Here is a 25,463-nt window from a genome sequence, read left to right as displayed (position 1 = left end):
ATCTACGCAGCCGGGGCTTAAGCAAGCCTTAAGGCCGCCCCTGAATGAATCCCATCGGCGATTTCTCGGCGCCCGGCACTGCATCCACCGGCAATCCGGTTAAGGCGCCCTTAAGCCCCGCGTTCTAGTGTGGCCGGCGTTATCAGGCGATCACGCCAGGAGCCACCGGTATGCAAAGTTGCGCGAACCGTGCCGAGCTTGCCGTCGGCAGCCGCCCGGCGGCGGTGTTCGATGTGCATCTGTACCCACAGGACCGGCCCCGTGCCGGCGTCGAGGACTACATCGCGCGCCGCTACGCGCAGTGTCATGAGGCCCGCGTCAGCGACTTCATGCCCTGGCTGCTGGCCGCGCAGCGGGGGGAGACCTTCGCCTCGGCCCTGGGCTTTCGGCCGGCCGGCGCCGGCGCGCTGTTCCTGGAGCGCTACCTGGAGGGCCCGGTCGAGGGCGCGATCGCCAGCGCCATGCGCCAGCCGGTGCAGCGCGGCAGCGTGGTCGAAATCGGCAACCTGGCGGCCACCAGCCAGCGCGCCAGCCGCCTGCTGATCACGCTGCTGGTGGAGGCGCTGCATCGTGGCGGTTTTCGCTGGATCGTGTTCACGGCCACCCGACAGGTGCGCGAGCTGATCCGGGACATGGGCTTTGCGCTGCGCGTGCTGGCCCCTGCCGATCCGGCGCGGCTGGGCCAGGAGCGCGCGGCATGGGGCCGCTATTACGACGCCGAACCCATGCTGACGGTGGGCGATCTGGCCATCGGCTGCCGGCTCATACGGCGCCAGCCGGTGCTGGCGGCGCAGCTTGCCGGCTACGCGGATGCGCTCGACGCAGTCGTCGGCGCGCTGTGGTGAGGCCGATGCCGCATTCGATACTGTGGCGGGAACTGCTGCACCGCGCGGCGCTGCAGCCCAGGGCGCCGCTCGTGCACGGTTCATCCGAGTTGACCGCGCACGAACTGGTGGCGGCCGTGGAAGGCGCTGCAGCCACCCTGCAGCGGGCCGCCGTGCGCACCCTGGCGCTGCGCGCCGACAACGGCCCGGCCTGGATCGTCATCGACCTGGCCTGCCAGCTGGCGGGCGTGTGTCTGGTGCCGCTGCCGTTGTTCTTTGCGCCGCAGCAGCTCGCCCATGTGTTTGCCACCGCCGGCATCGACGCCGTGGCGGCAGCGCAAGCGGACTGGCCGGGCAGCCCGCTGTCCGGCTCCGCACAAGCGGCCGGGCAGCTGGCCGGCCTGCCACTGTGGCGCCTGTCGCCCGGGCCGGCACGGGTGCCGCCGGGAACGGCCAAGATCACCTTCACCTCCGGCTCGACCGGCACGCCCAAGGGCGTGTGCCTGTCCGCCGATCACCCGCTGCGGGTGGCGCAGTCCCTGGCCGACATGATTGCCCTGCCCGGCGTGCGCCACCTGTGCCTGCTGCCGTTGGCGACGCTGCTGGAGAACGTCGGCGGCGTCTATGCGCCGCTGCTGTCGCGCGGCAGCGTGGTGGTGCCGGGCCTGGCCGAGCTTGGCCTGCAGGGCAGCAGCGGTCTGGATGCCGCCGCGCTGACCACGGCCATCGACCGTCATCGACCGCACAGCATGATCTTGGTGCCGCAGCTGCTGCAGGCCCTGGTTGTGGCCATGCAGCGCGGCTGGCGGGCGCCAGGCTCGTTGCGCTTCGTCGCCGTCGGTGGCGCGCGGGTGCCGGTGTCGCTGCTGGTCGCCGCGCGCCGCGGCGGCCTGCCGGTGTACGAAGGCTACGGGCTGTCGGAATGCGCTTCCGTGGTGAGTCTGAACATCCCCGGAGCCGACCGGCCCGGCACTGCCGGCCGGCCGCTGCCGCATCTGCGGCTGGGCGTGCGCGACGGCGAGCTGACGGTTTCCGGCAGCTGTTTTCTGGGCTATCTGGGCGTGCCGGAAAGCTGGCGCCCGCAGCGGGTTCACACCGGCGACCTGGGCGGCCTCGACGCGGACGGCTTCGTGCAGGTCCAGGGCCGACGCGACAACCTGATCGTGACCAGCTTCGGCCGCAACCTGAGCCCGGAGTGGGTGGAGGCCGAGCTGCTGGCCGGCCCGCTGCTGGGGCAGGCGGTGCTGTTCGGGTCCGCCCGCCCGCACTGCGTGGCCCTGCTGTGGCCGCGCGACGCCGGCACGCCCGCTGCGGCCATCGACGACTGGCTGGCAGCGGTCAACGCGCGCCTGCCGGACTACGCGCGCATCCGCGCCTGGCATCGCCTGCCGGCGCCGCTGTCCGCGGCCGATGGCCTGCTGACCGACAACGGCCGCCCGCGGCGGGACGCCATCGCCGCCCACTACGCGGCGCAGATTGCCGCGCTGTATCACACCCAGGAGCTGTGCACGGAATGAACTTTTATCAGCAACTTCAGGAGCGGACCGCCGCCCAACGCGCCAAGCTGCTGGCGGCACCGATCCTCGGGCGCGCCCTGCGGGGCGATATCCGGCGCGCCGACTACGTCGCCTTCCTGACCGAGGCCTACCACCACGTCCGGCATACCGTGCCGCTGCTGATGGCGGTCGGCGCGCGCCTGCCGGACGACAAGGCCTGGCTGCGCGCGGCGGTGGTCGAGTACATCAGCGAGGAATTCGGCCACGAGGAATGGGTGCTGGACGATCTGGTCGCCTGCGGCGTCGACCGCGATGCGGTGCGCCGCTCGACGCCCAGCCCGGCCACCGAGCTGATGGTGGCCTACGCCTACGACATGGTGCAGCGCGTCAATCCGCTCGGCTTCTTCGGCATGGTGCAGGTGCTGGAGGGCACCAGCGTCGCCATCGCCCATAACGCGGCCAGCGCGATGCAGCAGGCACTCGACCTGCCGGACGCCGCCTTCAGCTACCTGCGCTCCCACGGCGCCCTGGACCAGGACCACGTGGCGCTGTTCGAGGGCCTCATGAACCGCATCGAGGCGCCGGCGGAGCAGGCACTGATCATCCACGCCGCCGGCATGTTCTACCGCCTGTATGGCGATATCTTCCGCAGCCTGGGGGCACCGGCCACGGCAACCGAACCGGCGCAGGTGGCGTCGTGGAGCTGAACGGCAAAACGGCCGTGCTGACCGGCGCCGCCGGTGGCATCGGCAGCGCGATGGCCGAGGCACTGGCCGGCGCCGGCGTGCGCCTGGTGCTGGTCGGTCGCAATGCGCAGGCGCTGCAGGTGCTGGCCGCCCGGCTCGGCGACCAGCACCTGACCGTCACCGCGGACCTTGCCACCGACGAGGGCCGCCAGCGCGTGCAGCAATGCTGCGCGGCGCTGCCGGACGGCATCGACATCCTCATCAACAACGCCGGCATCAGCGCCTTCGGGCTGTTCGACGCACAGGCCCCGGCGCTGCTGAGCGAACTGGTCACCACCAACCTGCTGGCGCCGATGCTGCTCACCGGGCAGCTGCTGCCGCTGCTGCGGGAGGCGCCGCGCGGCCTGATCGTCAACGTCGGCTCGGCTTTCGGCGCCATCGGCTATCCGGGCTTCGTCGGCTACAGCGCGAGCAAGTTCGGCCTGCGCGGCTTCAGCGAGGCGCTGCGGCGCGAGCTTACCGGCACTACAGTCGGCGTGCTGCACCTGGCGCCGCGGGCCACCGCCACGGCCATCAACGACGCCCGGGTGAACGCCCTGAACGCGGCGCTCGGCAACCGCATCGACAGCCCCGCCGTGGTGGCCGAGGCCCTGCTGCGGCAGCTGCGCAGCGAGCGGCCGCGGGCCAGCATCGGCGGCCCGGAGCGGCTGTTTGCGTTCCTGAACGGCCTGCTGCCGGGCCTGCTCGACCGCGCGCTGGCACGTCAGCTGCCGGTCATCCGCCGCATTCTTGCCCCCTGAACCCTGGAGAAAACCCATGTCCCGACCCATTGCCTGGACGCTGACCGCCTGGCTGCTGCTGATCGGCGGCGCGGCGCGGGCCGCCGATGCCCTGCTGGAGGAACTCGCCGACCTGCAACAGCGCTGGGCGGTCGCCAACTACGAGCTGCGCGACAAGCCACGCGTGGCCGCCCTGGAGCTGCTGGCGCAGGACGCCGAGGCGGTGACCGTCCGCTACCCGCAGCGTGCCGAGGGCTGGATCTGGTCCGGCATCATTCGTTCCACGCTGGCCGGCGCCAAGGGCGGACTGGGCGCGCTGGGTATCGCCAAGGCCGCCAAGCGCGACCTGGAGCGGGCGATCGAGCTCGACCCGGCGGCGCTCGACGGCTCCGCCTACACCAGCCTTGGCACGCTGTACGCCAAGGTGCCCGGCTGGCCGGTCGGTTTCGGCAACGAAAAGAAGGCGCAGTCGCTGCTGCAAGAGGCGCTGCGGATCAACCCGGACGGCATCGACGCCAACTATTTCTACGGCCAGTTCCTGTATGAGCACGACCGCCGCGCCGAGGCGGAAACCTACCTGCAGCGCGCCGCCAAGGCAGCACCGCGCCCCGGCCGGGAGCTGGCCGACCGCGGGCGCCAGAAGGAGATTGCCGAGCTGCTGGCCAAGGTGCGCGCAAAATGAGCGCGCGTCGGGGCTGAGTTACGGGACATTCGGGTGCGGCTGCTGCTGGTGGAAGATGACGCCTCGCTGGCAGCCGGCCTGAGCCTGGCGCTGCGCAACAAGGGCTTTGCGGTCAATCACGTGACGCGCGGCGATCATGCCCTGCACGCGGTGGCGACCGACCCGCCGGATCTGATCGTGCTGGACCTCGGCCTGCCGGACATGGAGGGCCTGGAGGTGCTGCGCGCCCTGCGCGCCGGTGGCCAGCGCCTGCCGATTCTGGTGCTGACCGCCCGCGACACGCTCGGCGACAAGGTGACCGGGCTCGATCTGGGCGCCGACGACTACCTGGCCAAGCCGTTCGAGATGCAGGAGCTCGAAGCCCGCGTGCGAGCTCTGGGGCGGCGGCTGGGAAGCGCCGGCAGCAGCCTGATCTCGCTCGGCGACCTGCAACTGGACACCGCCTCCATGCAGGTGCACAAGGCCGGCGTGCCGGTGGATCTGTCGCGCCGCGAGTACGCACTGCTCAAGGCGCTGCTGGAGAACAGCGGCAAGGTGCTGACCCGCGAGACCCTGGAAGGCAAGCTCTACGGCTGGGACGAGGAGGTGGCCAGCAACACGCTGGAGGTGCACATCCACCATCTGCGCCGCAAGCTCGGCCAGGACCTGATCAGGACCGTGCGCGGCGTCGGCTACTGCCTGCGTCTGCCGTGAGCTCGATCCGCTCCTACCTGCTGATCGCCGTGCTGTCGGCGATCACGTTGACCAGCTTCGTGGCCGCGCTGTACGGCTACCGGGCCGGCGTGGCGGCCGCCGATGCGCTGTTCGATGCCGAGCTGACCAACGCCGCCATCCTGATTTCGACCCTGCTGCCCGCCGAAACGCAGGCCAGCGACCCGGTACCGGCGCTGCCGTCGAGCGAGGTCAGTTTCCAGGTCTGGGACGACGCCGGGCGCTTGCTGCTGCGCTCGGCCAACGCCCCGCAAACGCCGATGGCGCCCTTCGAGCCGGGCCTGCGGGCCGACAATTTCGGCGGCCATCGCTGGCAGATCCTGGTCCGCCGCGAGCCGGCGGCCGGGCATTGGGTGATGGTGGCGCAGCGCGCCGACGCCCGCTACCTGCTCGCCGACAGCGTCGTGCGCGAGTCGCTGCTGGCGCAGCTGGCGGCGCTGCCGGTCAGCGCGGTGCTGATCTGGCTGATCGTCGGCCACGGCCTGCGGCGGCTGGAGCGCCTGGCCGGCGCGCTGCGCAGCAAGGCCGCCGACGACCTGGCGCCGCTGCAGCTTGCCGAGCCGCCGACGGAACTGGCGGTCATCGTGTCGGCCGTCAACGGCCTCCTGCAGCGGCTGGAGCAGTCGCTCGGCCGCGAGCGGCGCCTGACCGCCGATGCCGCGCACGAGCTGCGCACGCCAATCGCCGCCCTGAAAGTCCACCTGCACAATCTGGCCGGGCGCCTGCCGGCCGACGACCCGGTGCTGCTGCGCCTGCATGCCGACACCGCCCGCCTGGAACACCTGATCGCGCAGATCCTGCTGCTGTACCGCATGGCACCCGATCAGTACCAGGCGCGCATGGAACCGCTGGACCTGACCGAACTGGCCCGTGAACAAATCGCCGCGCACTACCCGCAGTTCGAGCACAAACAGCAGGACGTCCGGCTGCAGGGGGAACGCCAGATCCTGGTCGGCGATCGCTTCGCGCTGGCCACGCTGCTGCAGAACCTGCTGGTGAACGCCAACCGCTACACGCCGGTCGGCGGGCACATCCGGGTCAGCTGCGGCCCGCTGCCCGGCGGCGGGGCGCTGCTGCAGGTCAGCGATTCCGGTCCCGGCCTGCCGGCGGCGGAGCACGAGCGCGTGTTCGACCGCTTCTACCGCCGGGTTGGCGCGCGCCACAACGACCCTGCCGGCAGCGGCCTTGGGCTGTCCATCGCCCGGCTGGTGGCCGACCTGCACGGCGCGACGATCCGCTTCGCTGACTCGCCATTCGAAACCGGCCTGACGGTGAGCGTCGAATTCCCGGCCCGGAGGAACGTGTGAGCCGGCAAGCACCACGCCGCCGGCCCGCTGGCATCGTGCGCGTGCTGGCGATGGTGGCCTGCCTGCTGGGCGCCGCGCCGCTGGCGGCGCAGCCGCCGACCTACGACATCAGCATCCGCAATCACCTGTTCGAGCCGGCGGAACTGACCATTCCGGCCAACACCAAGGTGCGCCTGGCGGTGCACAACCTGGACCCGACGCCGGAGGAATTCGAGAGCTGGGAGCTGAATCGCGAGAAGGTGATCCTGGGCGGCCAGACGGCGACCATCTTCGTCGGCCCGCTGCCGCCGGGCGAGTACCCGTTCTTTGGCGAGTTCAACCCCAAGACCGCCCAGGGCCGGCTGGTGGTGCGATGAACTCGCCGTTGCTCGACAGCGTCGTGGTGGTGCTGCGCGAGGTGCTGGAGTTCTCGCTGCTGGTCGGTGTCCTGCTGGTGGCGGGCCGCTGCGCCGCGCTGCGCGCCCGCTGGCTGGTGCCGGCCCTGCTGGCCGGCGTGGCCGGGGCCGGCCTGTACGGGGCGCGCCTGCGGGTGGTGTCGACCTGGTTCGATGGCGTCGGCTACGAGGTGGTCAACGCCGGCCTGCAGATTCTGGTGTATGCACTCATCTTGGCCGTGATCGGCCTGTGGCTGCGGAGCCGTTACCGCGAACCGGCGCGGGCGCTGCCGTGGGTCATGGCCGGCGCGGTGGCGCTGGCCGTCACCCGCGAGGGCTCGGAGATATTTCTGTATTTCTCCGCCTTCATGGGCCGGCCGCGGGCCGTGCCGGATCTGCTGATCGGTTCGGTGCTGGGCATCGGCGTCGGTGCCAGCATCGGCGCCCTGCTCTACTACCTGCTGCTGGCGTTCCGGCGTGCCGTCACCTTTGCGCTGACCGTCGGGCTGCTGGCCCTGATCGGCGCCGGCATGTGGTCGCAGGCCACCATGCTGCTGGTGCAGGCCGACTGGCTGCCGGCATCGCAGCCGCTGTGGAACAGCTCCGCCTGGCTGCCGGAAGACAGCCTGCTCGGCCAACTGCTGTACGCCCTGATCGGCTACGAGGCCACACCCGGCCCCTGGCAGGTGGGCCTTTACGGCGCCAGTTTTCTGCTGGCGCTGGGCGTCGCTACCGCGGCCGCTCGGGGCGGCAGCATGGCGAGCCATTCGCGCGGGAGAGCGCACCGATGAACGCACCCTACGACATACCTTGCCGGCGGCGGCTGGCCGGCCTCGCGGCGGCAGCGCTCGGCCTGATCGCGTCGCCGTCGGCGCGCGCCGACGGCGCCCAGGTCGACACCGTCTATCACCCCTACGTGCAGCCCCTGGAGCGGGATCTCGAACTGCGCCTGGTGTCCGAGCAGAACGGCCGCACGCGCGGTGACGGGCAGACCTGGCGCCTGGGCTACGGCCAGAGTTTTTCCCCGCGCGGCTTTGCCGAGCTGTACCTCATTGCCGATCGACCGGCCGGCGAGGACCTGCAGGTGAGGGCCTACGAACTGGAGGCGCGCTGGCAGCTGACCGAACAGGGCCAGTACGCAGCCGACTGGGGCCTGATGGGCGAGTTCGAGCACGCGCGCGACCGGGACGCCCAGGATTTCGCCGCCACCCTGCTGGGCGAACGACAATGGGGACGCTTCGTGGGCACCGTGAACGCCTCGCTCGGCTACGAATGGGGGGACGGCGTACATGACGAAGTGGAAACCGGCCTGGCCCTGCAGGGCGCCTACCGCTACTCGCCGCGCCTGCAGCCGGCGCTGGAATTCCACGCCGGTCAGGATCTGCGGGCCCTGGGTCCGGCACTGCTGGGCACCGAGCGGCTCGGCATCGGGCGCAAGCTGCACTGGGAAGCCGGCCTGGCCTTCGGCCTGGACGCCGCCAGCCCCGACGTGTCTCTGCGCGGCAAGCTCGAGTACGAGTTCTAGCGCGGTGATCGCCCGGCGGAGCCGGGCTCCTACGGTGTCCTGATGCCGGCTTCGAGCAACGCTCAGGCCCCGTCGCCCAGAAACGACAGCCGCGGCGCCTGATCGCCCTCCGGTCCGAATTCCTCGCGCCGCGGCACGAATACGCTGACCAGCACCACCTCGTCGGTCAGGAACTCGCCCAGGTGTTCCTTGAAGGACGGGATCAGGATGGTGTCGCCGGCCCGCAGGACGATGTCCTCGCCGTCGATGTGCAGCTTGCACTCGCCCGACAGCATGATGGTGACCTCCTCCTCGTGGCAGTTCAGCTGCGTCGGCAGGTCGGCCGCCGAGCGCATCTTGTACAGCGCCACCGAACAGCCCTGCCCGTGCAGGTGCTTGAACTCGAACTGGCCGGGAATCACCGTTTGCAGGCGCGGATCGTCGTGGCGCAGGACGCGGGCTTTGTGGGTCATCGCAGGGTCTCTCCGTGGCTAAGGTACCGAACGGCCGTTTATCACCCGCCAACCGCCTCCCGGTAAAGGGCGCGGTGGTATCTTCAGCAGCGCGACCGAGCCCAAAAATAATGTCACCGAGGAGGCCAATCCGATGATTCCCTACACCCGCAGCGAAGCCAAACAATGGGCCCGCACGCACATGGTCCAGTCGACCAACGCCGTGCCGACGCCGTTCAAGGCCGATTTCAGCCTGGACCTGCCGATGCTCGCCAGCCACGTCGACCGCTGGGCCAGCGACGGGCTGTACGGCCTGATGACCGGCGGCAACACCGCCGAGGCCTGGAACATGACCCCCGCCGAGTGGTGGCAGTACAGCGAAACCGTGGCCCAGGCCAACCGCGGGCGCATGATGCTGACCGCGGTCATCCTGGACCCCTCGCCGTTCACGGTGCTGGAAAAGGCCCACCGCCTGGCGCAGCTCGGCTACCACCTGATCGAGGTCATCAACCCGGTCATCCAGCTGCGCTCGGACGCCGACCTGTACGGTTTCTACAAATACCTGTCCGATCACAGCCCGCTGGGCATCGTGCTCTACAACACGCCGACCGCCGGCATCACCCTGAACCACGGCCTGCTGAACCGCCTGGCGGACCTGGAAATGGTGGTCGGGATCAAGAACGGCCTGCTGAACCCGGCCGACACCATCGCGCTGCGCAAGCTGACCGGCGACCGCATGGTGGTCACCGAACCGATGGAGAGCTTTTACCTGTGGGATGCCATCGTGCACGGCGGCCAGTGCCTGTTCGGCACCTGCGAGTACGTGATGTTCGGCAACAAGCGCGGCACGCTGGTCAAGTGCATGGAGCTGGCCAACGCCGGCAAATTCGATGAGGCCCTGCCGCTGTACCGCGAGCTGGAGCCGATCCGCGACCTGCTGAACGAAGTGTTCGTGTGGAACATCGTGCGCAAGAACCAGTACTCGCTGGCGCCGATCAAGTACTGGTTCGAACTGCTGGGCATGCCCATGGGGCCGTGCCGGCCGCCGCTGGAACCCTACGCCGACGCTGCCACGAAGACCCTGATCCGCGACACGCTGATCAAGACCGGCGTCATCGACGCCGCGCAGGCCGCCGCCTGACGCGCCGGCTTTCATGGGTTAGGTTGGCCGCAACGCGGCATCGCCCAACAAATGCCACCGTTCATCCGTAGGTTGTTGGGTGATGGCCGCGCCTGACCCAACCTGCCGACCGCAAGGGCCGTCCATGCCAAACGTCTGCGACCCCATCCTCTCACCCGCCCGCATCGCCGCCATGACCGACGCCGGCCTGTGGCGCAATCGCCTGCTGACCGACGTGCTCGACGAGGTCGCGGACCGCCACCCCGACCGCCTGGCCGTGGTCGACCACAACAGCGTCACCGGCCTTGCCACGCGCCTGTCGTACCTGCAACTGAAGCACCGCGCCGACCGCATGGCGCTCGGCCTGATCGGCCTGGGCATTGAGCCGGGTGACGTGGTGGCCTTCCAGCTGCCCAACTGGTGGCAGTTCATCGCGCTGCACCTGGCGTGCCTGCGCATCGGCGCGGTCAGCAATCCGCTGATGCCGATTTTTCGCGAGCGCGAGCTGTGGTTCATGCTGGAGTTCGCGCAGGCCAAGCTGCTGGTGGTGCCACACCGGTTCCGCGGCTTCGACTACCCGGCCATGCTGGCCGGCCTGCGCGGCAAGCTGCCGCATCTGCAGCGCGTGCTGGCGGTCGGCGACGACGGGCCGGACGGCTTCGACCGCGTGCTGCTCGAAACCCGCTGGGAAGACCAGTTCGACGCCGAGGCCGAATTCGCCCGCCGCCGGCCCGACCCCAATGCCGTCATCCAGCTGCTCTACACCTCCGGTACCACCGGCCAGCCCAAGGGCGCCATGCACACGTCCAACACGCTGATGGCCGGCGTGCGGGCCTACGGCGACGGCATCGCCCTGAGCGGCGATGACGTGTGCTTCATGGCCTCGCCGCTGGCCCACCAGACCGGCTTCATGTACGGCCTGATGATGCCGCTGGTGCTGGGCACGCGCGTCATCCTGCAGGACCTGTGGGACGCCACGCGCGCCTGGGACACCATCCAGGCCGAGCGCGTCAGCTTCTCCATGGGCGCCACGCCGTTTCTGGCCGATCTGGTCAGCGCGCCCAACGCCCCGGCCCCGGCCGACTGCCGCCTGCGCAAGTTCGTCTGCGCCGGAGCGCCCATCCCGCGCGTGCTGGTGCAGACCGCCGCCGAAAAACTCGGTCTTGGCGTCATCGCCGCCTGGGGCATGAGCGAATGCGGCGTGGTCACCATGACCCGCCCGGATGATCCGCCGGACGCCGTGTTCGGCAGCGACGGCCGGGCGCTGGACGGCATGGCCGTGCGCGTGGTGGACACCGCCGACCAGCCCGTGGCACCCGACACCGAAGGCCGGCTCAAGACGCAGGGCAGTTGCCTGTTCGTCGGCTACCTCAAACGCCCGGAAGCCTACGCGGTCGACGCCGAAGGCTGGTTCGACACCGGCGATCTGGCCCGCATGGACGCGGCCGGCTACATCCGCATCACCGGCCGCGCCAAGGACATCATCATCCGCGGCGGCGAGAACATCCCGGTGGCGGAAGTCGAAGACCTGCTCTACCGCCACCCGGCCGTGCAGGACGCCGCCGTCGTCGCCATGCCCGACGCACGCCTCGGCGAGCGGGCCTGCGCCTTCGTCAGCGTGAAGGCCGGCCAGTCATTCGACTTCGACGCCCTGACCGCCTGGCTCGCGCAGGCCGGCATGTCCCGCACCTACTGGCCCGAACGTCTGGAAATCGTCCCCGACATGCCGCGCACCGCCAGCGGCAAGATCCAGAAATTCGAACTGCGGGAGCGGGCGAAGAGCTTGGCCGGGTAAGGCCGTCAATCACACCTTTTGTGCAGCAACGACCGCCACGCGGCCCACGGCATACCGCAGACCCTGGGGCGTATATTTCACCTTGGCGGGACGAGAGCCGCCACAGTTACACTTCGCTCATTGACCAAGACACGGTGACATCCATGGCCAGAGCAGTAAAGGAGATCGAGCGGGAAATCCGCGAGCTCAGCTCTGAAGATAAAGTTGAGCTGATCCGTACGCTCATAGCCGACCTCGACGCCCCCGCCGACCCAAATGTCGAGCGTGCCTGGCTGGAAACGTCACAGCGACGCTATCGAGAGCTCGTCGAAGGCAAGGTCAAGGGCGTGCCAGGCCCCCTGGTTTTCGACCGGCTTCGAAAACGCCTGGGCGGATGAGATACGAATTCCACCCGGAAGCGGAGCTGGAACTGTACGAAGCTGCTTCGCGCTACGAATCGGAAGTGCGGCGTATGAAGGCTCCATCCTGTTCAATGCGGCTTCCGCCTTATTGCCCCCTACGCGCTCGGCCCGCGTATGAACCGCGGCGTTAAGCAGCATGAACATCCCGCCCAGCACCGTTAAAGTCCCGACGACGTGCGCGGCGTCCGAGCTAGACGACTTTGTCGCCTTTGTGCTCGCGGGCGGAGAGGTCTCGCCTAGGGGACTGTCGAAGCGGGTAAGGGATGCTCATTCGTTGGCGTTCTTGCGATCGAACGGTTGCTTGATTGGGGTAGCCGGCCTCAAATTTCCCTCCGAGAATCACAAAAACGAGGTCTCAAGCGGCTCCGGCATCAGACTAACCCCAACTGCTTTCCCGCTGGAGCTTGGGTGGGTGTTCGTTCTTCCAAGTGCGCGTGGCGGCAAGTCATACGCCTTGTGCGCACCACTCATTGCAGCCGCGCAGGGCAACGGCATATTCGCGACTTCTCGCGCCGGCAACAAGCCAATGCACACCACTCTCGCGAAGCTTGGCTTTGCGCGCACGGGTGGGGAATGGCGATCCAGTCAGAATCCGGACAACCTATGGTTGTTCGTGAAGCCCGCTGTAGCGCCGTAGGGGGCAATAACCGCAGGCCATTGCGCGATACCAAGGCTCCATCCGGAGCAATGCGGCTTCGCCTTATTGCACCTATGCGCTGACCGCCTGGTTATCAGAAGCCGGCATATCTCACCCCTTCTGGCGGGAGCGCCTAGAAATCGTGCCCGACATGCCGCGCACTGCTAGCGGCAAGATTCAGAAATTCGAATTGCGGGAGCGGGTGAAGGGGCTGGGCGGTAAGACAGTGAATCACACTAGGACGAATGCACCGGGATAGGAAGAATTACGCAGGGCAATTAGAGGGCAGTCCTCATAATTGACAATATAGGCATTGCCACCCATGGACTCGAACGTAACGCGCCAATAGAACGTCGAATGTGGACAGCGCGGCATCACCAACCAATCTCCAGCAGGCACTGACTCCCCTTAGCACCGGAGACGGGTTACGGCTGCGGTGCTTCACACATTGTACGGTGGACTTGAGCGTCGTGTTAGAACGCATTTGCTAGACAAGGTTTCACTTTCTTTTCGCACCTGAGCCTTTCATGTATTGTTCATAGACTGCCGCTGGATTTTCTCGTAGGGCCGCTTCGAGCTTCTTTTCCAATTTATTTTTTTCGATACGCAAGTACTTTGCCTCTTCTCGAAGCTCTTTTAGTTCACCCTCTTGCCTCCGCAAAACAGTCATCAACGACAAGCAAGTTTTTTGGAACTCATTAACTTTGTTTTTTAGTTCGCGAGCCTCTTCTACAGAACACATAAGCTCATGCGCGAGATCTATCGTTGGATCAGTTGCCAAATCCAGATGGGCAGCAGCCTCGGAAAGTACTTTCTCGCCACGCGAAAGCAAACTGGCTATCGAACGCCATTGCTCGACGGATACAGATTCCTGATTGCTGGGCATATCCGCCTGCAATCTGTGGAAACTATCTTCGAATCGCTCAATCGCATCCTCCAGAAAGGATACCCAGCCCATATTCTCTCCTTGTGTTATGACGTCGAAGGTCACGGGAGGCCAAGCAGACAGCGAAGCCGGCGGTTTGGGTTTCGATGTTGGAAAACATATTGTGCCAAGCTAGGCTACTGCGCGGTTGGCCATGGCGTCAAACGTGATAGTTCGCCCCAATAAGGATGTCCAAGCAGATGCTCATGGATGATGTGCGGGCCGGCATCCGACGGTTAAACCGCAGCCCGCGTAGGGCGGAATAGCGCAGCGTATTCCACCTTCCGTGTGCACCGCCTGACTCGGTTCGCGGCGCCCGGATCACGTGTTGCGCCAGCCAGGCTTGCGCCGTTCCGCGAAGGCTGCCAGCCCCTCGCGCAGGTCATCGCTCGCCAGCACCTTTTTCCAGATGTCCGGCGCCGCCGCGGCCCAGGCCTCACGCGGGTTGTGGAGGGTGAATTTCATGCCCTGTTCCGCGCCGGTAGTGGCCAGCGGCGCGTTCTTGGCCACCCGGGCGGCCAGCGCCAGGGCTGCCGGCATCAGCTGCGCGTCCGGCACCACCTGATTCAGAAAACCGATGTTGAGCATGTGGCTGGCCGGGTACGGGTCGGCCGTCAGGCTCAGTTCCAGCGCGCGGCGGTAGCCGACGGTTTTCCACAGGTCGAAGTAGGAGAAATTGGGCACGCCGACGGCGGCTTCGGGCATGCCGAATCGGGCGGACTCTGCCGCGACGATGAGCGAGCAGGCGTGGGCCAGCGCCAGGCCGCCGCCCATGCAGAAACCGTTGACGGCGGCGATCAGCGGCTTGCGTTCCCCTTCCAGGGCGTCGAACAGCGGCTTCAGGTGGTCGATGGCGCCGACCCAGTCGCCGCCGTCGGCGCTGCCAAGGCGCATGTTTTCCAGATCGCCGCCGGCGCAAAAGGCCTTGCCGGCGCCGGTCAGAATGCCGACCCAGGCGTCCGGGTCGGCCTGAAACCGGCGCAGACCTTCGACGATGGCTCCGCACAGGCCGGCGTTCAGGGCGTTCATCTTGTGCGGCCGGTTCATGGTCAGAATCGCCACGTGGTCGGCCCGCAGCTCGTAGGTCAGCAGTTCCTCTTCCATGGTGTCCACCTGCGGCCGTGTTCCGGACATCGGGTCGGGGTCGACATTCTGCAGCACCCAACAAGGGGGCACGCACGCCGCGCCCGATTGCCGGGTCGCGAGTCCCGTCATGAGGCACCACGGGCGAGCGCCCGACATTTGAATCGGGCGAGCAGGCGAAGCCTCAAGCCCCTTTTGCGCGAACACCACCGGCGGCGGTCGAGCGCGGCCGGAAATTCCTACCGGCCGCGCTCCATGCGGCGCAGGATGGCCGCCTCCCGCCCGCGCAATAAGCGCAGCGCACTGTGCCGTATTGTGTGTGACCCGAGCGACATGGACACGGCGAAGGTTCCGATCGCGATGCGGCTGTTTACGGCTTCGCCCGTCTCCGGAAGGGCAGCTTCGCCGCGCGATCATCGCCCGGCGAAGCCGGGCTCCCACAGCTTTTTTGCGGGCTTACCTTGTAGCCACTGATCTTGGCAGCACAGATACTGTTCTGGCACCTACCCCCCCGACACCGAAGTGGCCACCATGCACCCCGATCTGCCCTTTGCCGATGACCTTGGCCCCGCCCGCGTCATTCACCTGCACCAGCCGGCGCTGGGCCTGGCCGCCACGGTGGTGCTGGACAACCTCGCCTGCGGGCCGGCCATCGGCGGCCTGCGCATGGCCCTCGACGTCACCACCGCCGAATGCGCCCGTCTGGCGCGCGCCATGACGCTCAAGAACGCCGCTGCCGGTCTGCCGCATGGCGGCGGCAAGTCGGTGTTGCGCGCCGACCCGCGCCTGCCGGTGGCGGACAAGGAGCGCCTGATCCGCGCCTTTGCTGCCGGGTTGCGTCATGAACACGGTTACATCGTCGGTCCGGACATGGGCACCGACGAGACCTGCATGGCCTGGGTCAAGGACGAGATCGGTCGCGCTGTCGGTCTGCCGCGCGCACTGGGCGGCATTCCACTGGACCAGATCGGCGCCACCGGCTGGGGGCTGTGCCATGCCACCGAGGTCGCGCTCGCCCGGCTTGGCCGGTCGCTCGAAGGCGCCCGGGTGGTGGTGCAGGGCTTCGGTGCCGTGGGTCGGCACGTGGCGCGCTTTCTCGTTGCCCGGGGCGCGCGACTGGTGGCAGTCGCCGACTCGGCCGGCGCCATCCACCAGCCGGCTGGGCTCGACCTGAACCGTCTGCTGGCCCTGAAGGCCAGTGGCGGCAGTGTCGCCGGCTATCCGGACGCCGAACGCATCGACGCCGACCGGCTGATCGGTGTGGACTGCGAGGTGTGGATACCGGCGGCGCGGCCGGACGTCATCCACACCGGCAACGTCGATCGCCTGCGCGCCGCGCTGGTGGTGCAGGGCGCCAACATTCCGGTCACCGCCGACGCCGAACGCAGCCTGCACGCCCGCGGCGTGTGGGTGGTGCCGGACTTCATCGCCAACGCCGGCGGGGTGATCTGCGCGGCCTTCGAACTGCACGGTGCAACCGAAGGCGCTGCCCTGGCGGCGGTCGAGGAGCGTATCCGCGCCAACACCGTGGCCGTGCTGGACCGCGCCCAGGCCAGCGGCAACACGCCGCGGCAGGCCGCCGAGGCGCTGGCCCTGGAACGCGTGCGCGGCGCCATGCAGACGCGCCGCTGGGGCCTGTATTGAGGGCCGCATCGTGAAGCTGCCACCGGCAGAACCTGTCGGTCGCGTTCCACTGTCGGCACCCTGCTTGCGGCTGTTCGGGCGCGCCACGAGTTGATTGAGCGCAAAACCGTCCGTGGGTTCAAGCGGACGCGGGTGCATCGATGCACCCGCACCCCATAGTGCGGTCAGAGCACTTTCAGGATCACCAGAATGGCCATGATCAGGCCCGGGAAGTAGGTCAGGACTGCGCCCGCCACGCGCAGCGGGTGGCGGTCGTTCAGTGACCGGCAGGTCACCATGCCGGCGGCGTGCAGGTAGCGACCCAGCGTGGCCAGCACGACCAGCCACATCGTGACCATCCCCGGCAGCATGCGGTCCAGCGCGATGGTGAGCGCCATCAGCGTCGGCACGTACTCGATGGCATTGGCGTGCGCGCGCACGGCCTTGTGCAGCGGGTGCGTGGGGTCGTCCGGATAACCGAAACTGACTCCGGCCCGGCCACGGTTGATGGACACCCAGAAGCCGAGTGCGAACGGCAGCAGCCCGAGCAGGCCGAAACAAAGCCAGGTGATTTGTGCGCTCATGGTCCCCTCATGCGGTAGTTGTTCAGGCACCGGCGCGGATGCAGGCCGGCGCGCCGGATGATACGCCGCACCCGTTTCCGGCCATACGGCAGGGCCATTGCCGCGGTGCCGCCTAGCGGCGACGCGCAAGCACGATCCATAGCGGATCGGCATCCGGCGGGGAGCGGTCGACCAGCTGCGCCGGGCCAAAGGCGCCGGTCTGGTCCAGGTAGTGGCGACACAGCCGCAGGCGGTCGACTGGCGCGTAGTCGCGAAACGCCCGCACCGCCTTGGTCGGAAAACAGCGGTGCGAGTGCGCGATGATGGCCACGCCGCCCGGACGCAGCACACGGGCGACTTCGGCGTACACCTCCAGCGGACGGGTCAGGTACTGGATCGACAGGGCGTTGAGCACCGCATCGAAGCGAGCGTCCGGCCACGGCAGGCGCGGATCGGCATTGAGGTCCTGCACCACCGGCTCGGTCAGGCGCGGGTTGGCGGCAAGTTCCGTTCCGTTCATGCCCAGTCCGGCGACGTGGCCCAGCCGCAGCCCGGGCGGCAGGTGCGACACCCACGACGACATCAGGTCCAGCACGTCGGCGCCGGCAGGCAGCTGCTCGGCATAGAAGGCCATGAGCGCCATCAGGCTGGGCGCATCCAGATGCGTGACCAGGCGGGGCACAGCATAGAACGTAGCGTCCGGCGTGTCGTCCAGTCGCGTGAGCAGTTCGGGAGGTACGGCGGCGTTGGGCATGGCAGGCTCGAAGGACCGGCATCAGCGTTCAGTCTAGGGCGGATGCCGGTCCGCAGCGCCTGGTCCGGGTCGATGTGCGAACGGCTGCCGCTGCGGACTACGCCCGGTGGTCAGTCCTTCGCCGGTTGCCAGGCAATGCAGTAACCCGGCTGTCCGTCCACGGCGCGTGCGTGCGTCCGGGGCGCCTGGCCAGCCACTTGCAACAATTGCGCGCCGCGAAACAGCAGCGGCACCCGCCCGCGCTCCCAGGGCGGCACGGCCATTGCCTGCAGGCGTTTCTTGAGCGCCTTGCCGCCGCTGATGTCGGACCGGAAGCGCACCTCGACCATCGCCGGCTCGCCCAGCAGCGCCGCCGCAATGCCGGTGCCGAGGCTGACTTGCGCCTGCAGTCGGCCGCTGCCCGGCACATCGAGCGGGGCGTCCAGTCGCCACTGCACGGGCCCGGCGGGCACTGCCGGCAGCGGCTCTGGCGTCAGATGCAGCCGCCCTTGCCAGATGCGTACGGCGTGTTTGCCAAGCGGCAGGTACGGCAGGCGATCGGCCCCGGCCGTCAGTGTCTGATGTCGCAACGCTTCCAGGCGAGCCTGCGAGGGCGCCGGCACGCCGTTCGCACGCAGCCAGCCGCGCAGCAGGTTGCGCTGGCGCGGCGCCGACAGGGCGGCCAGCTGCGTCACGGCGAGCGTGTCCGCCGTGGCGCCGTCGGCGGTGGCGAGTTCATCCAGCAGCGCCTGCGCCTCGGCGGCGTGCGTGGCGTGGCGCGCGAGACCCGCGCTGGCGGCCGGCCAGCGTCTGCCCAGCAACGGCAGGACCTGGCCGCGCAGGAAGTTGCGATCGAAGCGGGCGTCGCCGTTGCTCGGATCCTCCACCCATTGCAGGGCGTGCGTGTATGCGTAGCGGGCCAGACGACTGGCCGGCCAGTCCAGCAGCGGGCGCAGCAACCAGCCGGGGCCGAAGCGTCGCAGGCCCGGCATGGCGGCAGCGCCGGCCAGGCCGGCCCCGCGCAGCAGCGCCAGCAGCACGGTTTCCGCCTGATCGTCCTGATGGTGAGCGGTCAGCAGCAGGTCACCGGCTTGCATGTCGGCCGCCAGGGCGGCGTAGCGCGCCGTGCGGGCGGCGGCCTCGGCGCTTTCGCCGCGCGCCGGGCGGGCATCCACGCGCCGCACGTCCAGCGGCACCTGCAGCGCCGCGCACACCTGGGCGCAGTGATCGGCCCAGCGGCCGCTGTCCGGATGCAGGCCGTGCTCGACGTGCACCGCGCGCAGGCGGTGCGGCGCCAGCGCGGCCCGCTGGCCGGCCAGCCAGTGCAGCAGAACGTGGGAATCGCGCCCGCCGCTGTAGGCGATGCGCAGCGTGACCGGTGGGCCGTTTGTCGGCAGCGCGGCCTTGATCCGATCGAGGCCCGGATCAAGGGCCGGATCGAAACCCGCGTCGGCGCTCACCCTTCCTTGTAAACACCGTAGCCGCGCAGGCGCTCCAGGCGCCGCTGCAGCAGGCCGTCGGCCGGCATGGCGTCCAGCTCGTCCAGGTGGCGCACGAGCGCGGTGCGCACGGCGGCGGCGGCGGTGTCGAAGTCGCGGTGGGCGCCGCCGCGTGGCTCGGCGATGATCTCGTCGACCAGCCCCAGCTCGTGCAGGCGCGGGGCGGTGATGCCCATGGCATCGGCGGCCAGCTCCGCCTTGCCGGAGTCCTTCCACAGGATGGCGGCGCAGCCCTCGGGCGAGATCACGGCGTAGGTGCCGTACTGCAGCATCAGCAGGCGGTCGCCGACGCCGATGGCCAGCGCGCCGCCGGAGCCGCCCTCCCCGATCACCACGCTGACGATCGGCACTGGCAGCCGCGCCATCAGATACAGGCTCTCGGCGATGGCCTGGCTCTGGCCGCGTTCCTCGGCATCCACGCCGGGGTAGGCGCCGGGCGTGTCGATGAAGGTGATGATCGGCAGCCTGAAGCGGGCCGCGGTGCGCATCAGGCGCTGCGCCTTGCGGTAGCCCTCGGGCTTGGGCATGCCGAAGTTGCGGCGGACTTTTTCCTGCACGTCGCGGCCTTTCTGGTGGCCGATGACCAGCACCGGGCGCTCGCCCAGGCGCGCCAGGCCGCCGACGATGGCGGCATCGTCGCGGAACATGCGATCGCCGTGCAGTTCCTCGAAGTCGGTGAACATGCGCCGGATGTAGTCCAGCGTGTAGGGCCGCTCCGGGTGACGGGCCAGTTGTGCGATCTGCACCGGCGTCAGCTTGCCGAAGATGCTGTCGGTGAGGCTGTCGGCCTTGCGCTGCAGGCGCGTGACCTCGTCCTCCAGGCTGACCGTGCCGCCGCCGGCGGTCTGGCGCAGCTCGTCGATGCGCGCCTCGAGTTCGGCGATCGGCTTTTCGAATTCTAGAAACTGGAATGCCATGCGGTAGGGTCCGGTTCAGTCGGCGGTATCGGCGAGGGCGTCCGCGAGGGTGTTGGCAAAGCTCGGCGCAGCCGCCGGTGAGGGTGCAGCGGCAGGCCGCACGGCCGGCATCCGGGGCGGCGGATCGTAACGGAATTCGGCCGCTGCAACCCCGGGCAGGGCGCGCAGGCGCTCGATCAGCGCGTCCTCGGCGCGCACCTGGAAAGCCGGTCCCAGGCGCAGCAGGCCGCTTGCAGCGTGCGTACGGCAGTCGACCAGCACCGGGCACGGTCCGCGAAAGGCGCCCAGCACCTCGACCAGGCGGGTCGGCAGGTCGGCCGGTGCCTGCGCGGTGGCGAGTTCACACCACAGGCTGGCGCCGCGCCCGGCGCGGGCAGCCGGCAGCGGCAGGGCCTTTTCGGCGCGGATGCGAAAGCCGCCGTTGAAGTCGTCCACCGACACCGCGCCCTCGACCACCAGCAGGCGGTCGCGCGCCAGCAGGTCCGGGGCGCCGGCCAGCTGCTCGTCGAACAGGGTCACGTCCAGGCGCGCCGTGCGGTCGTCCAGGGTGACGAAGGTCATGCGCCGGCCCTTGCTCAGCGTGCGGCTGCCCACCACCAGGCCGGCGATGCGCACGTTGCGACCCTCGAAGCGCTGCACATCGGCCAGGCGGCAGTCGACCAGGCGCCCCAGCTCCGTCTCGTAGGCCTCGATCGGGTGGCCGGACAGCCACAGGCCGAGCGACTCGCGCTCGGCGGTCAAACGCTCGGCGGTGCTCCAGCGCGGGCAATCGACCAGCTGCGGCGCAGGTGCCGGGCCGGTGTCGGCGCTCACGGCGCCGAACATGTCGTTCTGGCCGGCATCGGCGGCGCGGCTTTCCTGCTCGGCCAGGGTGTAGGCCTGATTGAGCGTGGCCAGCAGGGCGGCGCGGTGGCCGTCGAGTTGATCGAAGGCACCGACGCGGATCAGCGCCTCGGCGGCGCGCTTGTTGACCCGGCGCGGGTCGATGCGACGGCAAAAATCGAACAGGTTGCTGAACGGCCCGCCGGCGGTGCGCGTCTCGACGATGGCCTCGATGGCCGCCTCGCCGACGCCCTTGACCGCGCCCAGGCCGTACAGGATGGCGCCCTCGTCGGTGACGGTGAAGGCATGCAGACCGCGGTTGATGTCCGGCGGCAGCAGGCTCAGGCCCATGCGCCGGCACTCGTCGATCAGCGTCACCACCTTGTCGGTGTGATCCATGTCGGCCGACAGCACGGCCGCCATGAAGGCCGCCGGGTGGTGCGCCTTCAGCCACGCGGTCTGGTAGGACAGCAGCGCGTAGGCGGCCGAGTGCGACTTGTTGAAGCCGTAGCCGGCGAACTTCTCCATCAGGTCGAAGATCTCGCCGGCGCGCTGCGCGCCGACGCCGTTGGCCACCGCGCCATCGACGAAGCCGGAGCGCTGCTTGGCCATCTCTTCGGGCTTTTTCTTGCCCATGGCGCGGCGCAGCAAATCGGCCTGGCCGAGGCTGTAGCCGGCCAGCACCTGGGCGATCTGCATCACCTGTTCCTGGTACAGGATCACGCCGTAGGTGGGCCGCAGCACCGGCTCCAGGCGCGGCTCCAGGTAATCCGGCCGGGCGCGGCCGTGCTTGCGGTCGATGAAGTCATCCACCATGCCGGACTGCAGCGGCCCCGGCCGGTACAGCGCCACCAGCGCCACCACGTCGTCGAAGCAGTCCGGCTGCAGGCGGCGGATCAGGTCGCGCATGCCGCGCGATTCGAGCTGGAACACCGCCGTGGTCTCGCAGCGGCGCAGCAGGGCGTAGGCCTCGGCGTCGTCCAGCGGCAGGCGGTCGATGTCGAAATCGGCAAACGCCGGGTCGCGCCGGGCCAGGGTCTTGAGCGCCCAGTCGATGATGGTCAGCGTGCGCAGGCCCAGGAAGTCGAACTTCACCAGGCCGATGGCCTCGACGTCGTCCTTGTCGAACTGCGTCACCGGGCTGCCGCCGCCGGCTTCGCAGAACAGCGGCACGAAGTCGGTCAGCGGGCCGGGCGCGATGACCACGCCGCCGGCGTGCTTGCCGGCATTGCGCGCCAGGCCTTCGAGCGATTTGGCCAGGTCGATCAGCGTGCGCACGTCGTCCTCGGCCTCGTAGCGCCCGCGCAGCGCGGCCTCCTGCGCCAGCGCCTTGTCGAGCGTGATGCCGAGCTCGAACGGGATCAGCTTGGCGATCGAGTCCACGAAGCCGTACGGCAGGCCGAGCACCCGCCCGACGTCGCGCACCACCGCCTTGGCCGCCATCGAGCCGTAGGTGATGATCTGCGACACCCGCTCGCGGCCGTAGCGGCTGGCCACGTAGTCGATGACCCGGTCGCGGCCGTCCATGCAGAAGTCGACGTCGAAATCCGGCAGGGACTTTCGTTCCGGATTCAGGAAGCGCTCGAACAGCAGGTCGTTGGCGATCGGATCGATGCGCGTGATGTCGAGTACGTACGCCACCAACGAGCCGGCGCCGGAGCCGCGGCCCGGTCCGACCGGCACGCCGTTGGCGCGCGCCCAGGCGATGAAGTCGGCCACGATCAGGAAGTAGCCGGCAAAGCCCATGCCGTTGATGACGTCCAGCTCCAGCGCCAGGCGCTGGCGGTAGGTGTCGGCGTCCAGTGCCAGCCCGTCGGCGACGGCGCGATGCAGCAGCGCGTCCAGCCCGGCGCCGGCCTGGTTGATCAGGTGCTGCTCGGCGCTGATGCCGCCGGGGGCCGGGAAGGCCGGCAGCATCGGCTCGCCAAGCGTCATCTCGAGGTTGCAGCGCTGGGCGATGGCCAGCGTGTTCTGCAGCGCTTCCGGCAGGTCGGCGAACAGCACCGCCATTTCCTGCGGCGTGCGCAGGTATTGCTGCTCGCTGTAGTGACGCGGCCGGCGCGGGTCGTTGAGCACCCGGCCTTCGGCGATGCACACGCGCGCCTCGTGCGCGTCGAAGTCGGTCGCGGCCAGAAAGCGCACGTCGTTGCTGGCGACCACCGGCGTGCCGGTGGCGATGGCCAGCTCCACGGCGGCGGCGACGTGGGCTTCCTCGCCGGGACGGCCGGTGCGCGTCAGTTCCAGGTAATAGCGGCCCGGGAACAGCGCCTGCCAGTCGGCCAGCAGCTGGGCCGCCTTGTCGTGACTGCCGGCGGCCAGCGCCTGGCCCACGTCACCGGCCAGTCCTCCGGACAGCGCGATCAGGCCCTCGCTGTGGCCGACCAGCCAGTCGCGCAGCACACCCGGCCGGCCGGCGCGCTGACCCTCGACGTAGGCGCGGCTGAGCAAACGACACAGGTTCAGATAGCCGCCGCGGTCCTGGCACAGCAGCACCAGGCGGCTGGCGGCGCTGCCGTCGGCCTGCTCCCACAGGGTGATGTCGGCGCCGGCAATCGGCTTGATGCCGGCCGCCTGCGCGGCCTGGTAGAACTTGACCAGCGCGAACAGGTTGCCGGCGTCGGTGACGGCCACCGCCGGCATGCCGGCAGCGCGCACGGCATCGACCAGCTCGTCCACCCGCAGCACGCTGTCGGTGAGCGAGTACTCGCTGTGCAGACTGAGATGTACGAAGCCCGCGGACGACATTGACGGCCAACTGGGAGGCAAACGGGCGGGCTATTCTAGCCCGGCAGGAACAAGCTGCCGGCGCACCGGGCCGAAGCTGCGCCGGTGGCAGGCACTGGCGCCCAGGCGCGCCAGTGCGGCCAGGTGCTCGGCGGTCGGATAGCCCTTGTGGCGAGCCAGGCCGTAGCCCGGATACTGCGCATCGAGGGCTGTCAGCTCGGCGTCGCGCGCCACCTTGGCGACGATGGACGCGGCGCTGATGGCCGGAATCAACGCATCGCCGCCGATGATGGTTTCAGCCTGCGGCAGGCCGGGCGGGCGGCGATTGCCATCCACCTGAACGCGCCCCGGCAGGCAGCCGAGCGCCGCCACGGCCCGTTCCATGGCCAGCAGGCTGGCGTGCAGGATGTTCAGGCGATCGATTTCTGCCACCTCGGCGCGGCCGATACCGACCGCGAAAGCACAGGCATGGATTTGTGCCGCCAGCGCCTCGCGCCGGGCGGCGCCGAGCGTCTTGGAATCGGCCAGACCCAGGATCGGCCGGCCGGGGTGCAGGATCACCGCGGCGGCGATCACCGGCCCGGCCAGCGGGCCGCGACCGACCTCGTCGACGCCCGCCAGGAGGCCGCTCAGGTCCATCCGGCCACTTCCAGCACGGCCCGCGCAGCCAGCTCGGCCGGGTCTTCGGTCTGCGGGGGCCGCAGTGCGGCAAGCTCGGCGCGCATGGCGGCCCCGGCGGCCGGTTCCAGAAGGTAGGCAATGGCCCCACCGAGCGCGGCCGGCGTTGCCGCGTGCTGGATGAACTCCGGCACCACGGCGCGCCCGGCCAGCAGGTTCGGAATCGCCACGTGCGGCGTGCGCACCAGGCGGCGGGCGATGGCGTAGGTCAACGGCGCCAGGCGATAAGCCACCACCATGGGCCGCTGCAGCAGCATGGCCTCCAGCGTGGCCGTGCCCGAGGCCAGCAGGACCGCATCGGCGGCGGCCATCACCTCCTGCGCGCGGCCATCGACCAGCGTGCAGGACAGGCCCGCGCCGCTGCGGCGCAGCGCAGCCTCGACCGCCGTGCGGGCGGCCTGGTTCACCAGCGGCAGCAGCAGATGACAGGACCGTCCCTGCTCGCGCAGCCACTGCGCGGTGGCCAGGAACAGCGGCGTCAGGCGGCGGTACTCGCCGGCCCGGCTGCCGGGCAGCAGTGCCAGCACCGGCAGCGAATCCGGTCCGGGCGGCGGCAGGCCCAGCGCGGCCCGGGCGACGGCCGGGTCGATGGGCCGCAGCGTGGCCTGCAGCGGGTGTCCGACCTGCGTTACCGGCACGCCGTGGCGCTCGTAGAAGCGCGCCTCGAAGGGGAACAGGGTCAGCATGCGATCGACCGCGCCGGCGATCTGCCTGACCCGCCCCTCGCGCCAGGCCCACACCGACGGGCTGACGTAATGCACGGTGCGGATGCCGGCCCGGCGCAGACGCGCCTCGACCGGCAGGTTGAAATCCGGCGCGTCGATGCCGACCAGCACCTGCGGCGGGTCGGCGCGAAGCTGGCGCAGCAGGCCGCGGCGGATGCGCAGCAGGCGCGGCAGATGGGCCAGCACCTCGACGATGCCCATCACCGCCAGCGCCTCGGCCGGATACAGCGCCCGGCAGCCGGCCGCGCGCATGGCCGGGCCGGCCACGCCGATACATTCGATGTCCGGCACGCGGCGTCGCAGGGCATTGATCAGTGCCGCGCCCAGGGCGTCGCCGGAGGGTTCGCCGGCAATCAGGCCGACCCGCAGCCGGCCGGAGTTCATCGGGTGTTCACCGCCCCGG

Annotated in this window: 24 protein-coding genes; 14 read left to right on the top strand and 10 right to left on the bottom strand. The window is 69.4% G+C overall.

Annotated features, from left to right (window positions below):
• Nucleotides 1-170 precede the first annotated feature (170 nt).
• The 10 genes from H5U26_RS06555 to H5U26_RS06510 are packed head-to-tail and all read left to right on the top strand — an operon-like array spanning nt 171 to nt 8,384.
• The gene (locus tag H5U26_RS06555) at nt 171-845 is read left to right on the top strand and encodes a thermostable hemolysin (protein ID WP_290617866.1); all 675 of its coding nucleotides are present in this window, start codon (nt 171-173) and stop codon (nt 843-845) included.
• Between the two features lie 5 nt (nt 846-850).
• On the top strand, nt 851-2,341 hold the full coding sequence (locus H5U26_RS06550) for an AMP-binding protein (RefSeq protein WP_290617864.1): 1,491 nt from the start codon (nt 851-853) through the stop codon (nt 2,339-2,341).
• Complete coding sequence (locus H5U26_RS06545) at nt 2,338-3,027, top strand: iron-containing redox enzyme family protein (protein ID WP_290617862.1); 690 nt, start codon at nt 2,338-2,340, stop codon at nt 3,025-3,027. The genes H5U26_RS06550 and H5U26_RS06545 overlap by 4 nt, the downstream gene beginning before the upstream one ends.
• Nucleotides 3,018-3,806 carry an SDR family oxidoreductase gene (locus H5U26_RS06540; RefSeq protein ID WP_290617860.1) on the top strand — a complete coding sequence of 263 codons (789 nt, stop codon included), beginning with the start codon at nt 3,018-3,020 and terminating at the stop codon, nt 3,804-3,806. Before H5U26_RS06545 ends, H5U26_RS06540 begins: the two co-directional genes overlap by 10 nt.
• Nucleotides 3,807-3,822: 16 nt before the next feature.
• A complete protein-coding gene (locus tag H5U26_RS06535) occupies nt 3,823-4,467 on the top strand; it encodes a tetratricopeptide repeat protein (RefSeq protein WP_290617858.1) in 645 nt (214 codons plus the stop codon).
• Nucleotides 4,468-4,500: 33 nt separating this feature from the next.
• A complete protein-coding gene (locus H5U26_RS06530; RefSeq protein WP_290617856.1) occupies nt 4,501-5,160 on the top strand; it encodes a response regulator in 660 nt (219 codons plus the stop codon).
• The gene (locus H5U26_RS06525) at nt 5,157-6,485 is read left to right on the top strand and encodes an ATP-binding protein (protein WP_290617854.1); all 1,329 of its coding nucleotides are present in this window, start codon (nt 5,157-5,159) and stop codon (nt 6,483-6,485) included. The genes H5U26_RS06530 and H5U26_RS06525 overlap by 4 nt, the downstream gene beginning before the upstream one ends.
• Nucleotides 6,486-6,535: 50 nt before the next feature.
• On the top strand, nt 6,536-6,841 hold the full coding sequence (locus H5U26_RS06520; protein ID WP_366055908.1) for a cupredoxin domain-containing protein: 306 nt from the start codon (nt 6,536-6,538) through the stop codon (nt 6,839-6,841).
• Nucleotides 6,838-7,650 (top strand): FTR1 family protein, encoded by an 813-nt coding sequence (locus H5U26_RS06515; protein WP_290617850.1) that lies wholly within the window; start codon nt 6,838-6,840, stop codon nt 7,648-7,650. Before H5U26_RS06520 ends, H5U26_RS06515 begins: the two co-directional genes overlap by 4 nt.
• A complete protein-coding gene (locus tag H5U26_RS06510) occupies nt 7,647-8,384 on the top strand; it encodes a hypothetical protein (RefSeq protein ID WP_290617848.1) in 738 nt (245 codons plus the stop codon). Before H5U26_RS06515 ends, H5U26_RS06510 begins: the two co-directional genes overlap by 4 nt.
• A gap of 62 nt (nt 8,385-8,446) precedes the next feature.
• Here H5U26_RS06510 and H5U26_RS06505 read toward each other — a convergent pair whose 3' ends face one another.
• Nucleotides 8,447-8,836 carry a cupin domain-containing protein gene (locus H5U26_RS06505; protein WP_290617846.1) on the bottom strand — a complete coding sequence of 130 codons (390 nt, stop codon included), beginning with the start codon at nt 8,834-8,836 and terminating at the stop codon, nt 8,447-8,449.
• 133 nt (nt 8,837-8,969) lie between these two features.
• Between H5U26_RS06505 and H5U26_RS06500 the strand changes: the two genes are divergently transcribed.
• The 3 genes from H5U26_RS06500 (at nt 8,970) to H5U26_RS06490 (ending at nt 12,107) form a co-directional block, all read left to right on the top strand.
• Nucleotides 8,970-9,956, top strand: coding sequence for a dihydrodipicolinate synthase family protein (locus H5U26_RS06500; RefSeq protein ID WP_290617844.1), 987 nt, complete (start codon nt 8,970-8,972; stop codon nt 9,954-9,956).
• 124 nt (nt 9,957-10,080) lie between these two features.
• Nucleotides 10,081-11,730 (top strand): AMP-binding protein, encoded by a 1,650-nt coding sequence (locus tag H5U26_RS06495; RefSeq protein WP_290617842.1) that lies wholly within the window; start codon nt 10,081-10,083, stop codon nt 11,728-11,730.
• A 143-nt stretch (nt 11,731-11,873) separates the two neighbouring features.
• Nucleotides 11,874-12,107, top strand: a complete 234-nt coding sequence (locus H5U26_RS06490) for an addiction module protein (protein WP_290617840.1) — start codon at nt 11,874-11,876, stop codon at nt 12,105-12,107.
• 1,160 nt (nt 12,108-13,267) lie between these two features.
• Here H5U26_RS06490 and H5U26_RS06485 read toward each other — a convergent pair.
• Together H5U26_RS06485 and H5U26_RS06480 are read right to left on the bottom strand one after the other, a co-directional pair.
• On the bottom strand, nt 13,268-13,726 hold the full coding sequence (locus H5U26_RS06485; protein ID WP_290617838.1) for a hypothetical protein: 459 nt from the start codon (nt 13,724-13,726) through the stop codon (nt 13,268-13,270).
• Nucleotides 13,727-14,014: 288 nt separating this feature from the next.
• Complete coding sequence (locus H5U26_RS06480; RefSeq protein WP_290617836.1) at nt 14,015-14,827, bottom strand: enoyl-CoA hydratase/isomerase family protein; 813 nt, start codon at nt 14,825-14,827, stop codon at nt 14,015-14,017.
• A gap of 480 nt (nt 14,828-15,307) precedes the next feature.
• Between H5U26_RS06480 and H5U26_RS06475 the strand changes: the two genes are divergently transcribed.
• The gene (locus H5U26_RS06475) at nt 15,308-16,420 is read left to right on the top strand and encodes a Glu/Leu/Phe/Val dehydrogenase (protein WP_290617834.1); all 1,113 of its coding nucleotides are present in this window, start codon (nt 15,308-15,310) and stop codon (nt 16,418-16,420) included.
• A 164-nt stretch (nt 16,421-16,584) separates the two neighbouring features.
• Here H5U26_RS06475 and H5U26_RS06470 read toward each other — a convergent pair whose 3' ends face one another.
• The 7 genes from H5U26_RS06470 to lpxB form a co-directional block, all read right to left on the bottom strand.
• Nucleotides 16,585-16,983 (bottom strand): MAPEG family protein, encoded by a 399-nt coding sequence (locus H5U26_RS06470; RefSeq protein WP_290617833.1) that lies wholly within the window; start codon nt 16,981-16,983, stop codon nt 16,585-16,587.
• Between the two features lie 112 nt (nt 16,984-17,095).
• Nucleotides 17,096-17,716: a methyltransferase domain-containing protein gene (locus tag H5U26_RS06465; RefSeq protein ID WP_290617832.1), complete on the bottom strand. Its 621-nt coding sequence runs from the start codon at nt 17,714-17,716 to the stop codon at nt 17,096-17,098.
• A 110-nt stretch (nt 17,717-17,826) separates the two neighbouring features.
• A complete protein-coding gene (gene tilS / locus H5U26_RS06460; RefSeq protein WP_290617830.1) occupies nt 17,827-19,155 on the bottom strand; it encodes a tRNA lysidine(34) synthetase TilS in 1,329 nt (442 codons plus the stop codon).
• Nucleotides 19,152-20,111 (bottom strand): acetyl-CoA carboxylase carboxyltransferase subunit alpha, encoded by a 960-nt coding sequence (locus H5U26_RS06455; protein WP_290617828.1) that lies wholly within the window; start codon nt 20,109-20,111, stop codon nt 19,152-19,154. Before H5U26_RS06455 ends, tilS begins: the two co-directional genes overlap by 4 nt.
• 15 nt (nt 20,112-20,126) lie before the next feature.
• A complete protein-coding gene (gene dnaE, locus H5U26_RS06450; RefSeq protein WP_290617826.1) occupies nt 20,127-23,678 on the bottom strand; it encodes a DNA polymerase III subunit alpha in 3,552 nt (1,183 codons plus the stop codon).
• Between the two features lie 30 nt (nt 23,679-23,708).
• Entirely contained in the window at nt 23,709-24,296 is a 588-nt protein-coding gene (gene rnhB, locus H5U26_RS06445) for a ribonuclease HII (RefSeq protein WP_290617824.1), read from the bottom strand.
• Nucleotides 24,287-25,444, bottom strand: a complete 1,158-nt coding sequence (gene lpxB, locus H5U26_RS06440) for a lipid-A-disaccharide synthase (protein WP_290617822.1) — start codon at nt 25,442-25,444, stop codon at nt 24,287-24,289. The genes rnhB and lpxB overlap by 10 nt, the downstream gene beginning before the upstream one ends.
• Between the last annotated feature and the right edge of the window lie 19 nt (nt 25,445-25,463).

Source organism: Immundisolibacter sp., from assembly GCF_014359565.1.
In the GTDB taxonomy this organism is placed as follows: domain Bacteria; phylum Pseudomonadota; class Gammaproteobacteria; order Immundisolibacterales; family Immundisolibacteraceae; genus Immundisolibacter.
The sequence above is the reverse complement of the archived record's forward strand: the minus strand, read 5'-3'. Positions and strand labels throughout refer to the sequence as shown.

Excerpts from the sequence above, each read along its gene's own strand:
- H5U26_RS06550 (WP_290617864.1), top strand. The coding sequence starts at position 851 with ATGCCGCATTCGATACTGTGGCGGGAACTGCTGCACCGCGCGGCGCTG.
- rnhB (WP_290617824.1), bottom strand. The coding sequence starts at position 24,296 with ATGGACCTGAGCGGCCTCCTGGCGGGCGTCGACGAGGTCGGTCGCGGC.
- H5U26_RS06545 (WP_290617862.1), top strand. The coding sequence starts at position 2,338 with ATGAACTTTTATCAGCAACTTCAGGAGCGGACCGCCGCCCAACGCGCC.
- H5U26_RS06475 (WP_290617834.1), top strand. The coding sequence starts at position 15,308 with ATGCACCCCGATCTGCCCTTTGCCGATGACCTTGGCCCCGCCCGCGTC.
- H5U26_RS06455 (WP_290617828.1), bottom strand. The coding sequence starts at position 20,111 with ATGGCATTCCAGTTTCTAGAATTCGAAAAGCCGATCGCCGAACTCGAG.
- H5U26_RS06510 (WP_290617848.1), top strand. The coding sequence starts at position 7,647 with ATGAACGCACCCTACGACATACCTTGCCGGCGGCGGCTGGCCGGCCTC.
- H5U26_RS06485 (WP_290617838.1), bottom strand. The coding sequence starts at position 13,726 with ATGGGCTGGGTATCCTTTCTGGAGGATGCGATTGAGCGATTCGAAGAT.
- H5U26_RS06500 (WP_290617844.1), top strand. The coding sequence starts at position 8,970 with ATGATTCCCTACACCCGCAGCGAAGCCAAACAATGGGCCCGCACGCAC.
- H5U26_RS06470 (WP_290617833.1), bottom strand. The coding sequence starts at position 16,983 with ATGAGCGCACAAATCACCTGGCTTTGTTTCGGCCTGCTCGGGCTGCTG.
- H5U26_RS06515 (WP_290617850.1), top strand. The coding sequence starts at position 6,838 with ATGAACTCGCCGTTGCTCGACAGCGTCGTGGTGGTGCTGCGCGAGGTG.
- H5U26_RS06520 (WP_366055908.1), top strand. The coding sequence starts at position 6,536 with ATGGTGGCCTGCCTGCTGGGCGCCGCGCCGCTGGCGGCGCAGCCGCCG.
- H5U26_RS06505 (WP_290617846.1), bottom strand. The coding sequence starts at position 8,836 with ATGACCCACAAAGCCCGCGTCCTGCGCCACGACGATCCGCGCCTGCAA.
- H5U26_RS06555 (WP_290617866.1), top strand. The coding sequence starts at position 171 with ATGCAAAGTTGCGCGAACCGTGCCGAGCTTGCCGTCGGCAGCCGCCCG.
- lpxB (WP_290617822.1), bottom strand. The coding sequence starts at position 25,444 with ATGAACTCCGGCCGGCTGCGGGTCGGCCTGATTGCCGGCGAACCCTCC.
- H5U26_RS06465 (WP_290617832.1), bottom strand. The coding sequence starts at position 17,716 with ATGCCCAACGCCGCCGTACCTCCCGAACTGCTCACGCGACTGGACGAC.
- H5U26_RS06535 (WP_290617858.1), top strand. The coding sequence starts at position 3,823 with ATGTCCCGACCCATTGCCTGGACGCTGACCGCCTGGCTGCTGCTGATC.
- H5U26_RS06495 (WP_290617842.1), top strand. The coding sequence starts at position 10,081 with ATGCCAAACGTCTGCGACCCCATCCTCTCACCCGCCCGCATCGCCGCC.
- H5U26_RS06480 (WP_290617836.1), bottom strand. The coding sequence starts at position 14,827 with ATGTCCGGAACACGGCCGCAGGTGGACACCATGGAAGAGGAACTGCTG.
- H5U26_RS06490 (WP_290617840.1), top strand. The coding sequence starts at position 11,874 with ATGGCCAGAGCAGTAAAGGAGATCGAGCGGGAAATCCGCGAGCTCAGC.
- dnaE (WP_290617826.1), bottom strand. The coding sequence starts at position 23,678 with ATGTCGTCCGCGGGCTTCGTACATCTCAGTCTGCACAGCGAGTACTCG.